Origin of the sequence: Halobacillus halophilus DSM 2266 (assembly GCF_000284515.1) — a bacterium.
Classification (GTDB): domain Bacteria; phylum Bacillota; class Bacilli; order Bacillales; family Halobacillaceae; genus Halobacillus; species Halobacillus halophilus.
This window is the reverse complement of the sequence record NC_017668.1, coordinates 1,650,220-1,662,524: the sequence shown is the minus strand read 5'-3', so window position 1 is coordinate 1,662,524 and position 12,305 is coordinate 1,650,220. Positions and strand designations below refer to the sequence as shown.

Annotated in this window: 10 protein-coding genes; all 10 read right to left on the bottom strand. The window is 43.9% G+C overall.

The window, feature by feature from the left end:
* Positions 1–15: 15 nt before the first annotated feature.
* Positions 16–234, bottom strand: a complete 219-nt coding sequence (locus HBHAL_RS08215) for a hypothetical protein (protein ID WP_014642901.1) — start codon at positions 232–234, stop codon at positions 16–18.
* Entirely contained in the window at positions 218–343 is a 126-nt protein-coding gene (locus HBHAL_RS21965) for a hypothetical protein (protein WP_014642900.1), read from the bottom strand. The genes HBHAL_RS08215 and HBHAL_RS21965 overlap by 17 nt, the downstream gene beginning before the upstream one ends.
* A gap of 310 nt (positions 344–653) precedes the next feature.
* On the bottom strand, positions 654–1,877 hold the full coding sequence (locus tag HBHAL_RS08210; protein ID WP_014642899.1) for an ISL3-like element ISHaha2 family transposase: 1,224 nt from the start codon (positions 1,875–1,877) through the stop codon (positions 654–656).
* 133 nt (positions 1,878–2,010) lie between these two features.
* On the bottom strand, positions 2,011–4,656 hold the full coding sequence (locus tag HBHAL_RS08205) for a heavy metal translocating P-type ATPase (RefSeq protein ID WP_014642898.1): 2,646 nt from the start codon (positions 4,654–4,656) through the stop codon (positions 2,011–2,013).
* Between the two features lie 36 nt (positions 4,657–4,692).
* Positions 4,693–5,079, bottom strand: coding sequence for an ArsR/SmtB family transcription factor (locus tag HBHAL_RS08200; protein WP_145956026.1), 387 nt, complete (start codon positions 5,077–5,079; stop codon positions 4,693–4,695).
* Positions 5,080–5,929: 850 nt separating this feature from the next.
* Positions 5,930–7,072: an alanine dehydrogenase gene (gene ald, locus HBHAL_RS08190; RefSeq protein WP_014642896.1), complete on the bottom strand. Its 1,143-nt coding sequence runs from the start codon at positions 7,070–7,072 to the stop codon at positions 5,930–5,932.
* Positions 7,073–7,093: 21 nt separating this feature from the next.
* Positions 7,094–8,434 carry an aspartate aminotransferase family protein gene (locus HBHAL_RS08185; protein WP_014642895.1) on the bottom strand — a complete coding sequence of 447 codons (1,341 nt, stop codon included), beginning with the start codon at positions 8,432–8,434 and terminating at the stop codon, positions 7,094–7,096.
* Positions 8,435–8,700: 266 nt separating this feature from the next.
* Positions 8,701–10,284 carry a PucR family transcriptional regulator gene (locus tag HBHAL_RS08180; protein WP_014642894.1) on the bottom strand — a complete coding sequence of 528 codons (1,584 nt, stop codon included), beginning with the start codon at positions 10,282–10,284 and terminating at the stop codon, positions 8,701–8,703.
* Between the two features lie 111 nt (positions 10,285–10,395).
* Positions 10,396–10,632 (bottom strand): hypothetical protein, encoded by a 237-nt coding sequence (locus HBHAL_RS08175; protein WP_041601286.1) that lies wholly within the window; start codon positions 10,630–10,632, stop codon positions 10,396–10,398.
* A 14-nt stretch (positions 10,633–10,646) separates the two neighbouring features.
* Entirely contained in the window at positions 10,647–12,140 is a 1,494-nt protein-coding gene (locus HBHAL_RS08170) for an NCS1 family transporter (RefSeq protein WP_014642892.1), read from the bottom strand.
* Between the last annotated feature and the right edge of the window lie 165 nt (positions 12,141–12,305).

The window sequence follows — 12,305 nt, the reverse complement described above, 5'->3', positions numbered from 1 at the left end:
GCTTTTTTTCTTATTTTAATTTATCTTTTCCACTTCAAATTTTAATCTATCTATATCCCAGACATCTTTCTCATAATTTTTGATCACCTTCACCTCAACTTTCTGCCCTTCCTCATATTCATTTGGATTGGGAACTCGTATAGTTTGAACATCAGGCTTCTTTTCGAATTCATATGACTCTTTAGCAGATCCTTCATTGCTAACTGTTGTCCATGCGTCAACATTGACTTTCATGGTTAATTTCTGTGATGTCCCCTTGTATAAACGTTCCTTCTTTCAGGGAACAACCCATCAAAATAATAGATAAAGTTCCAATAAGGAAGAACATCTTTCTTTTCAGCATTTGGCAGCCCCCTTGCCCTTATTTAATACTCCTGCCCATTCTTATACTTATGTATCCGTTTCTATAATTAAGTTGGTTCACGTTTTCCAGGCTAGAACTAAGCCAAAATTCAGTTTAGTAATATTGGCTATTTTCTCTTCTTTTTCCACTTCTCTTCTACAATTTAGTAAGAATACTCTTAACGCATAACCTTCCTAAGTTACCGATCAGGTTCAACTTTTCATACGTTTGAATGAAAATTCCGTTTCAAATTCCTCACAAAAAAATGGTTCTAAGTCAATTGTTGGGGTAGGAGGCAAGCTCCTGCCCCTTAACCAACTTGAAAATTTCTTATATGTTTGTATTGATGATGAAGGAGGACCTTCAATCGAAGACGATCATATCTCCTGAAACCAAAGGCATTTCGTTTAATAACCTTCGTCTGATTGTTTAGTCCCTCCACGAATCCATTGCTATAATTGAAAGTAAAGCTATTCAAGATTTCTTTCTGCCAATTCTTCAAAGTATTAATCCCCTGCATAAACTCCCATACACCTGCTTTTTCTACCTGCTTATAGAAGTTATGTAACTCTTTCTTAACCTGAGACGGTTGTTCAACTCCAATGTTCTTCGCTCTCTCAAACCATTCTCTAAAAGATTCCTTCAATTCATAGGAGGTACGCATGTCTTCCGACATGCTTAGGTAGCGTTCTAGATGCCAGCGTTGCCTTTCCGTTAAGTTCTCTTCACGCTTATAAAAGACATGCTTTTTTCGCTTACACTGCTTCCTATCGTAATGATGAAATTCTTTCTGAACACGCCTTCTCACTCGTTCGAGAGCCCAGTAGATGTAGCGACAGAAGTGAAAACGATCAGCCACAATGATAGGGCTGCCCAAGGCTTTTTGGACGGCCGATTTGAAGGCGTGACTCATATCCATAATCACCATCTCGACCTCCGATCCCTTCTCGCGAAGATAATCTCGCACGGTATCCACGGAACGATCCGGAAGAATATCCAAGAGTTGACCGGTGTCTCCGTCGGCAATGACGACTTGGTACTTTCCTGCACTCGTATCTCCTTTGTATTCATCAATCGCAATCACAGGCGGAAGGGTTTCCACCTTCTCCAACATAGGCATGGCCAACTCATCAAAGCGGCGCATAACTGTGGTTGGAGAAGTACGAAATAAGTCAGCTGTATCTTTGAAGTTCTTTCCCTGAATGACTCGAAGGCCTAAGGCCTGGTTCCACTCCTTCGAGTGACGCTGATACCGCTCAACCAGGTCGTTATCTTCAAAAAATCGTTTCCCGCACCTACAACGGTAACGACGTTTTCGGTAGAAGAGGGAGGTGGTACGTTCAAAGATTTTAAGGTGTTGGATTTTCTGTATTCTGTAGTCGTGGATGCGATCGGTCCATTCTCCGCAATCCTTACACCTGTGATTCTTTCTCGGCAATTCCACATGAAGATGAAATCCCCCTTCTACTTCTTCACTTTTCTTTATTATCGCCTTTTGTAGTCCTGGTATGGGCATGTTAGAATACACGTACACGCAACTCCTTTACTGCTTGTTTCTCGACAATTCAAGTGTAGTAAAGATTGGAGCTTGCGTGTTTTTTTATACCAAATTTTTTATCTACCCCAACAAATATTCTAGAGCCAAAAAAATAGAGAGGCTTCCCTCTCTATTTCTGTCTTAATAATCTCATGCTGTTTAAAATAACCACCAGAGCCGCTCCTGTATCACTTAAAACCGCCATCCATAAGGTCAAGAAGCCCGGGAAGATTAACAGCAGTGCTGCAAATTTCGTAATTAAAGAGAACCACACATTCTGTTTAATAATCTTTAAGGAACGCCGGCTTAACTTGATGGTATAGGGCAGTTTTTCTAAATTATCAGCCATTAAAACAATATCGGCCGTTTCCATAGCTGTATCTGTCCCTGCACCGCCCATGGCAATGCCGAGATCAGCTGTGGCAAGCGCCGGTGCATCGTTAATTCCATCTCCAACCATCGCTACACTTTTTCCTTCTGCCTGCAGCTTTTTAACAGCCGTTACTTTTTCTTCGGGCATCAAGTCTGAAAAGTAGCGGTCTACCCCTGCTGAATCGGCAACCTTTTTAGCTGTTCCTTCATTATCCCCTGTCAGCATAACCATTTCTTTCAGCCCTGTGCTTTTCAGTTTCTGAATAGAGTCGAGCGTGATCTCTCGAATTGTGTCCGCTACGCCTATCACACCAATAATCTCTGTGCGAGTACCTACGATGACGATCGATCCGCCCTCATGCTGAATGGAATGAATATGATCACGAATTTTATCCAGTGGAATCTCCATCTCTTCGAAAAGTTTGGGGTTTCCGGCAAAGTAGTCGACGCCATCAATAGTGGCTTTCGCGCCTTTTCCTGCAATCGCCTGGTAATTCAAGCCGTCTTTTACACTGATTTCTCTTTCTTCTGCATAAGCCGTAATCGCTTTAGCAATAGGATGAGTCGAGTGAGTTTCGATGGTATGAGCCATACGGAGGAGCTCGTCAGTCTGATCGTTCAATGCAAATACTTGAGAAACTCTCGGTTTTCCTTCTGTTAATGTTCCGGTTTTATCAAAAGCTATCGCCTGAACAGCTCCTGCTTTCTCAAGGAAGGTTCCTCCCTTAATTAACACTCCGTTCTTGGCTGCATTTCCAATCGCTGAAACAATCGCGACGGGAGTAGATATGACGAGAGCACATGGACACGCAACTACCAGCAGAGCAAGACCTTTATATACCCATTCGCCAAAGCTTCCGAAGCCGGCAAGAGGCGGAAGCACCATCACAAGCAGCGCCAGACTGAAAACAATCGGCGTGTACACTCTGGCGAAACGATCCACGAAGGCTTGAGTTGGAGCTTTTTTCTCCTGAGCCTCTTCTACGAGATGAATAATCCCTGCAATCGTTGTATCTTCTACCAGTTTGGTTACGCGGATCTCAAGAGAGCCGTGCTCATTAATCGTTCCCGCAAAAACGGTATCGCCCTCATGTTTATCCACAGGAAGAGACTCTCCCGTAATCGGGGCCTGATTGATGCTTGATGAACCTGCAACGACTTCCCCATCGAGAGGCAATTTCTCTCCTGGTTTAACGAGAATTCTGTCCTGAATGGAAATACTCTCAACTGGTTTCCTTACCCACTCGTTTCCTACCTTTACAGTAGCTTCAGATGGAGCAAGATTAATGAGACTTCGTATAGAATCCCTCGTTCGCTCAATGGATCTGTTTTGGAGCGTGTTCCCAAGCGCAAACAGCCAGACAACCATCGCACCTTCAAACCATTCACCAATAAGGGCAGCACCTATAGCGGCAGATGCCATTAGAACGTTCATATCCAATGACCGGCTTTTTATGGAATAAAACGCACTTCGAGCCGGCTTGTAGCCTCCGATTACAATGGAACCTGCATAGAGCAGTGTGATCAGCAAAGCAGGAAGATTCGTAAAGGAACTTATAAAACCTAAAGCCAGTAAAACCCCGGAAACGGTGGTTCTTATATCCTTGGGTTTCTTCTTTGTTTCATTATCTTCTGTTTTTCTTGAGGTTTCCAGAGAAGCTGTAAAACCTGATTTCCCTACTTCCTGAATGATTTCTTCTGATGAAGTATTATGATCAATCTGCATCTTACCCGTAGAAAAGTTTACACTTACTTCATTCACCCGCGACTGACTGCCCAGATGTTTTTCAATGGTTTTTGCGCAGGAACCACAATCCATTCCTTCAATAAGATAGGTTTGAGTATTCTTTTTATCCTGGACCCTTTCAGCTTCGAAGCCTAGTTTCCGTACAAGGATGGGAACTTCCTGTAAGGCTTCCTCGTCTCTTGCCTCCACCTTCAGCTTCCCAGTTCCATAATGAACTTCCACGGTTTGAAAACCATCCTGCTGCCCCAGACTTTTTTCAATGGTGGCGGCGCAGGAAGGACAGTCCATCCCAGAGACGTTAAAAACGGTTATTCCGGAGGAACGCGAAAGGGATGACTTTCCTGTATGTGTTTCCTGGCTCTCGTCATTAGAGGTACTATTGCTGCAGCAGCTGGACGTTTCAGATGCTGCTTCTTCAATAGCTGCTCCATTTTCTTTACTGCAGCACGATGTTGGTTCCTTTAATTGAACAGCTTCATCACCTTCTTTACTACAGCACGTTGCACTTTCAGTTGATTGAACTGATTTATCACTTTCTCTACTGCAGCACGATGTTGGTTCCGTTTCTTTAACAACTGTTCCGCTTTCCCCGTTTACAGGCGAAGTGCTCTCGTTTGAACAGCAGCTGCTTTCTTGCTGTTTTTCTATCTGACTCATATAGCTGCCTCCATTCTTCTTCATCCTTTACTTTCTTTATTTTTCATGGGCATGTGTCATCGCAATGTTTACCAGCTGATGCACATGTTCATCTGCTAATGAATAAAAGACCAGCTTTCCTTCTTTTCGATATTTCGCTAACCCCATGTTTCGTAGTAAGCGTAAATGGTGCGAGGCGGTAGCGTTTGTTGAACGTATAATATTGGCAACATCGCAGACACACAATTCTTCTTCTAGCGTTAACGCGTAAGCAATCTTTAACCGGGTTGAATCGGATAAAGCTTTGAATATAAGTTCGACTCCCAGTACATCATCCATTTTAGGCTGGACGCGTTCTACGAGCTCTTCATCGTAACAAAACGTATCGCATGTATCTTTTTCAACTTTTTTCACTATTTTTTCACTCACAACTTCCACCTTCATTCTAATAATTGTTTGAATGTTTGTTTATAGTGTATGCTCCATACATCAAAAGAGTCAACCTTTTCATTCAAATAATTGTTTGAATATCTGAACATAAGGTTCTGTTAAAGTTTATTGTTAATTTTTCATAAGAGGCTTATTACACAATAGGGCCGTTATCTGTAAGACTCAGTTTCGAGATATTTTGTAGAGAAAGGGTCTCCAGGGAACGGCTCGCTTTCCGCGGGCATGTGGTGAGCTTCCTCAGGCTTCGCCTTCCGGGATCTCACCGATCATGTGCATCCCGCAGGAGTCTTCACCGTTCCCTTCCGCCCCTTTGCGATTATTAAGCGCTCAAAATCCTCTACGTATATACCTCCATATGAGGAAAAATAACCTGTGATCAACGTTAATTCCGAGTCTGTCCAGGGGGATAAACGCCGCTATAGAAGCATTTAGGACGATTTCAGGTTTCCCGTTTTTCCTATTAGCAGGGGTCCGTTCACATGAAATGGCCGGGGTGGCGGAGGAAACTACGAGACTCCCGCGGGAGAAGGAGCTAGGCGAGACCCCACAAGGAGTGTTAACGACTGAGGAGGCTTGCCAGTTCCCCCGCAGGAAAGCGAGTTGTTTCTGTAGCCGCCCTCATCCTTTCTTGGCAACGGACCCGAGTTATCTCGAAACTGAGTCTTACAGAAAAGGGAGCTTTACCTTAATATCAACACGGAATTTTAACAGAGTCTTACGTAAAAAAGCTCAGAGTAAATTTACTCTGAGCTTTTTTAAATTCGTATATTTTAAGACAGCTTTCCTTCAAACGTACTTCTCCATTCCACTATGTTGAATAGATCCGCCAGTGATTTACAATGGGTTAAACAAACTTCTCTGCGTACCTCTTAGTCCGCAACGCATTCGCTCCATCCATAAAGCTCAGCTCGTGGACTTCAGCCACTTCTTTATACGTTACATAGCCATTCACCACATTCAGCCCTTTTAACAACGCTTCATTTTCAAGACACGCTCGCTCATGGCCCTTATTGGCGATCTGGATAGCGTAAGGAATCGTCACATTCGTCAGCGCCATTGTTGAAGTCCGGGGAACAGCCCCCGGCATATTTCCTACCGCGTAGTGCACCACTCCATACTTTATATAAATCGGATCGTCATGCGTGGTTACGTGATCCACCGTCTCGACGATACCTCCCTGATCCACAGCTACATCAATAATTACGGACCCCTGCCTCATAGCTTGAACCATCTCTTCTGTAACAAGGCGCGGGGCCTTTGCTCCTGGAAGCAAGACCGCTCCTATGACCAGATCGGCTTCCCGAACCGCTTCCCCTATGTTTAATGGATTGGACATTAATGTATTGATCGAAGAACCAAACAGATCATCGAGCTGACGGATCCGTTCGGGATTTAAGTCTATCATCGTAACATCGGCCCCGAAGCCGACGGCAATTTTCGCTGCATTTGTGCCTACGACTCCTCCGCCAATAATCGTCACCTTACCTCTTTTTACACCGGGAACACCACCAAGCAAAATGCCTTTCCCACTGCTTGGCTTTTCTAAGTATTGAGCGCCTTTTTGTGCGGCCATGCGTCCAGCCACTTCACTCATGGGAGTCAAAAGTGGCAGCGTGCCGTCGGTTAATTGCACCGTCTCATAAGCGATCGCTACGACCTTTTTCTCGCTCAGGGCTCTAGTAAGCTTCTCATCCGCGGCCAGATGAAGAAAGGTAAATAGAATCAACCCTTTATAAAAGTAGTGATACTCTTCTGCGATTGGTTCTTTTACCTTCATCACCATCTGAGTTTCCCAGGCTTCAGCCGCTGTATCCACGATCGTTACACCCACCTGAGCATAATCATGATCCGTAAAACCTGAGCCTTCCCCAGCCCCTTTCTCCAACACAACTTCGTGGCCTTCCTTTATAAGATTCGCAGCCCCAGCAGGGGTGATGGCCACCCGATTTTCATGATTCTTTATTTCTCTTGGAATCCCAATCTTCATCCGTTCTCTCTCCTTCTCTATCTACAACTGATGGAGTGCATCGACCAAGGTGTTGAGCAACAATTGCATGTCTTCTTCCTCGATGGTGAGCGGGGGCGACAGAGTGAGAACGTTATTATACCCAGCCACCGTCATCCCGTTCTTACCTATTAAAATGCCCTGGTCTTTGCAATAGCCAATCACCTGGTTGACTTTGCTCACTTCGAGCGGCTCCTTTGTCTCTTTATCCTCCACGAGTTCAATTCCCATCAAAAGGCCTTTGCCACGTATATCTCCCACATACTTATGAGCCCCAAGACGGTGACGGAGTTCATTTCTCGCGGCTTCTCCAAGCGCCCTGGATCGGTCGAACAGATTTTCTTTTTCCATAATCTCGATATTCTTAAGCGCAACCGCACAGGCTGCCGGGTGACCGCCGAACGTATTGATATGGCGGAAAAAATCATACGGTTCGCTGCCGCAAAAGGCTTCATAAACCTCTCTTTTAACTGCGGTTGCAGAAAGCGGCAGGTAGGCGCTTGTAATTCCTTTAGCCATTGTGATGATATCCGGTTTGACGTCATAATTCATAAATCCAAATGGCTTGCCTGTCCGGCCAAACCCACAGATGACTTCATCCACGATCATAAGGGCGCCGTGCCGTTCACATACGGCTTTTACTTCTTTCATATATTGCTCTGGCGGAACAATTACGCCTCCCCCCGTAATGATCGGTTCCATAATGACCCCGGCGATGGATTCACTATGTTCCCACGTCATCACGCGGTCGATATCCTGCGCTCCCCACTGATCCTTCTCACTGTGATCATTCCGATATTCATCGGGCGGAGCTACGTGCAGGAAACCCGGACCCAGCGGCTCATATTTATACTTGCGCTGAGCCTGCCCCGTCGCAGCGAGCGAGCTGGTAGAGTTTCCATGATACGCCCGGTACCTGGATATAAATTTGGTACGGTAATAATCCCCTTTTTGCTGATGGTACTGCCGGACCATTTTAAAGGCCGCTTCATTCGCTTCCGACCCGCTGTTGGAAAAGAAAATGACATAGTCATCACCTAAAAGTTGATTAATTTTTTCTCCTAATTGAATCGCGGATACATGACTCTGTGTCATCGGCATATAGGATAATTCTTTCATTTGCTCGAAAGCAGCCTGAGCTAATTCTTCTCTTCCATATCCAATATTGACACACCACAATCCCGACATAGCGTCAAGATAACGGTTCCCTTCTACATCCGTAATCCAGGAACCTTTCGCACTTTTGGCTACCATTGTATCCTCAGGTTTATAAGGTTTCATCGAATGCCATACATATTTTTCGTCTTTTGTCAGCAGATCGTTCTTCACATCAGCTTTTGTCAACGGAGGTACCCCCTTGATTTAGAAAATATAAGGTAATATTTTGAATTATCTTAATTATCTAACATATACAAATAACTTTCATTAGACATTGTGTCAAATGGTTAAAACGATCCTTTCACACAATGACTACAAAGCGGATTGAACCGAGTTTCTTCTATTATATAGATGTTTTCTCCTTCTCCACGTGGATTTGCGTCCATAAAAAAACACTTATTCCATGTCAGAATAAGTGAACACCTGTCTATAAGTGTGAATAGAAAAAGTTGTTAGCTGTAAATGGTTTTTTGATACTCATTGGCGAGCAGTGCAAACTCAAGGACCTGTCTTTTTTCCGATTCCATGAAGTCGGATCCTAACAGTTTTTCCAGTTTCTCAAGCCGGTGATATAAGGTTTGGCGAACGACGAAAACTCTGTCCGCTGTTTCTTTTTTGGACCCATTGCAGGATAAATAAACCCTTAAGGTTTCTAATAAGTTCGCATTGTGCTTCTGATCATATTGAATGATCGGCTCTAAATACTCCTCCACCAGTCCGTTTAAGTTGCTATGTTTATGTACGAGCGAGATCAGCCGATACATGTGCATATCCTCATAAAAATATTTAAAGTGGCCAGCCGGCATTTTATTCTGAATCGACAAGGTTTCCTGAGCCGTTTGAAAACTCTCGTGCAGAAGATTTAGTTCCCTGACAAATTTACCTCCGGCTATTTGAAACGAATCAATGCTTGAATCATTGAGCAGACTGATTTTCTTCAATCGCTCAATTCCTCGTTTAATTCTAATCTTCCAATCTTCTTCCCCTTTTTTATTGAGCAGAATAAAGGTTAATAAATGACGCTTTTCGACGGCAAAAACGAAATATCCATTTTGATCAAAAATGTTATGAATCAGCATATTCAAGTACGCCAGGTCTAAATTGTTATCACGGCCTTCTGCCATTTTTAATTTTACCGTCAGGACGACAGCTCCTGAAACCGGCTGATGGATTTTGTAAAAGGATAAGTGGTCTTTAATCTCTTCAGGACTATGCTCACCTTGCAGCCATTCAAGAAGCCATTCGGTTTCCCTGGCCTTCCGTTTTTCCTCTGTGTAGAGTTCCCGCAATAAATACTGGGCCAAAGCCGTTGCTGTACGATCCAGAAGGAGGGATTCAAATTCAGTGAATTCCCGGCAGCTGGATATTAAGTAAATGGTCGCAAACTCCCTTTCAAATACTTGTACGGTCTGTTTGACCAGTTGTTTCGATGAGGAATTCTGGATACTGGCAAGCATGGATTCCCTCTCTTTTTCTCTCATAGCTGGAATCGTAACGATCCTGTGATCTTTTGCAATGTAAATCAACTGGCAGTTCACATATTGCTGTAAGTTTTTTAGAATTTCGAAATAGTTATCAATCTTTAACAGGCGCTTATTTAAGCGTTGAGAGTAGTCTTCTAAATTCGTGATTAATTCATATTGTTGATTAATTAAGTGCGCATGAATGTCCTGAGTAATGTCCACGAATGAAACTTCTTCTTCAAAAATAATAATCGGAAAGTCGTGCTTATCAGCAAGCTGGATCGCTTCTTCCGATATGTGATCAATGAAGCTTCCCAGTTCTATGCAGATTCCCGCTACGTTCCGCTGAATCATTTGTTCCAATAAATTCAGAAACAGGCTTTCATCATCTTTCCACCCAAACCCTGTTGCTAATACTAATTCGCCGCCCTTCAAATTGCCTCGGACTTCGATCGTTTCAAACACGTGAACCCACTTTACTTGGCGGTCCATCCCCTTTTGACCAGCTACGACTTTCGCTGAAGCAAAAAGCTTTCGATCCAATATGTTCTCTAGTGATATGCGATACTTCATAGAAATACCCCTCTTCAAACGTACTACAAAGCACCAGAAAAATCTAACTAATTGTGAGAAAATTTAACAAATATAAGAGGATGAGCCTAAGCTCATCCTCTAACAGTCCTTCTATTGAACTTGTTTTTGTCGTTGCTGCTGAACTAAAATAGTAGAAAAGTATTTACGAGAGTCTGGATGAAGTATATGCAGCCGCTCTTTTTTACTTTTTTCCGGATCATTTCCCTTGTACTCAAACTCTACAAATGCCCCGCTCAAATTCTCTGTCACACCTTTAATGGTGTAACCCTTTTCTAATAAAAAGTCTATTTTTTCACGTTCGATTTCAAACTCCTGATAAGTTGACATCATTCTCCTCCTCGTTAAACATCGACTTTAGCCGGGGCTGATTCTGTTCCTGTTTTCCGGCCAATTTTCTCTTCCGCAAAGCCTTCCCCGATATTCCAGTCACGTCCGACCGTTATGCCCAGGTATTCTTCATCACTCGGGTTTTCAATCTCTGCCTGCGGATGTTTTTTGAAATACCAGTGTTTTGCAAGCAAGTAGTAAAGAAGAGCACCGACTCCAAATCCTACAAAGAAGGAATAGGTACTGAACGTGTAAGCGGCGACACTGCCTATTGCCCAGGAAATGACGCCCGCCCAGTTGATACCGCCATCGTACCGGTACTGCCCTCCACTTTTATATAAATCGTGGACATTCATTCTCCGTTTTCTCAAAAGGTAATAATCGGCGAAAATAATTCCGACGATCACGGAGAGGATAGCAGCCGCAATAAGTAAGACCGGAATCAGCAGATTGAAGATACTCCATGGCTGAATGACTGTTCCAATCAAACCGGCAATAAACACCCCGGCCCAGAAAGGAAGCTTAGGTCCGCCGACATTCGAGAAGATGGTCGCCGCCGGCACGATATTAGCGGAGACGTTGGTGGACCACTGCGCCAGCACAATCATTAATAGAAGAATACCTAAGACTAATCCGCTGGCCGATTCCTGAAGGGCGACAACCGGGTCAAAGTTCGATACGGCAATATACGAGACTGCGCCAAGAACGACAATGAAGGTCTGTGTCAGCGGCAGACCGACCAGGCTTCCAACCAAAGCTCCCTTATTCCGTTTTACCCAGTTTCTTTCATGCTTGGGCGCTTTAATAAACCGGGAAATGGACGAAATATCGGCCGCAAGTGTTGCCCAGTATCCCATGTTACTCACAACGACAATGACAAAAGCCGTGAAGGCTGCTCCCCCTGTAACAGGGCTCTCAACCCATCCCCATATATCCTTGTTCTGAGCTGAAGCTTCACCGGCCAGATTAAAATACATCCAGATACCGATTAAAATAATGATCGGGGCTGCTAGATCGGCGAATTTCTCTACGGCTTTAATCCCAAGCGCTGTATTAAATAATTGGAATAAGGCAAAAAGGACGTAGCAGACAAACCAGTTATCAAAACCCGTTAAGATATTTAAGATTCCATTAATAGCTGTAGAGCCAAAAAACGTGTTGATCCCAAACCACATCGATGCAGCCAGCCCTCTGACTACGGAAGGGAAGTGGGTTCCAAGGGTTCCAAAAGGAGCTCTCATGTAAACGGGAAAGGAAATACCGTGTTCAATGCCGATATCTGCGGTCAGCGTGATGGCGAACCCTATTAACAGGGTCCCAAGCAGCGTTCCGAGTACCACCCAGATGAGGGAAATGGATTGGACGCCTGCTCCGCCAATCGCAAAGGCGGCGAGTACAACAGCCATTCCAATCCACATAAATGTAAATCCGAGGGTGCCGATTTTCTTTTCGTGGTGAGGAATAGGCATGAGGTCCGGAGACTTTAAATGATTATCTTTTTTATCCATAGATATGGAATCCTCCTATTATGATACATGGGAATTGTAAAGCAGCCCTCTGTGAAATACTGTTGTTGATTTTTCATAAGATTATTAAACAATCGGGCTTTATAGTGGAAGACGCAGTTTCGAGATATCTTTGGTCCGTTGCTAATATAGAGAGGGCTGGCTACG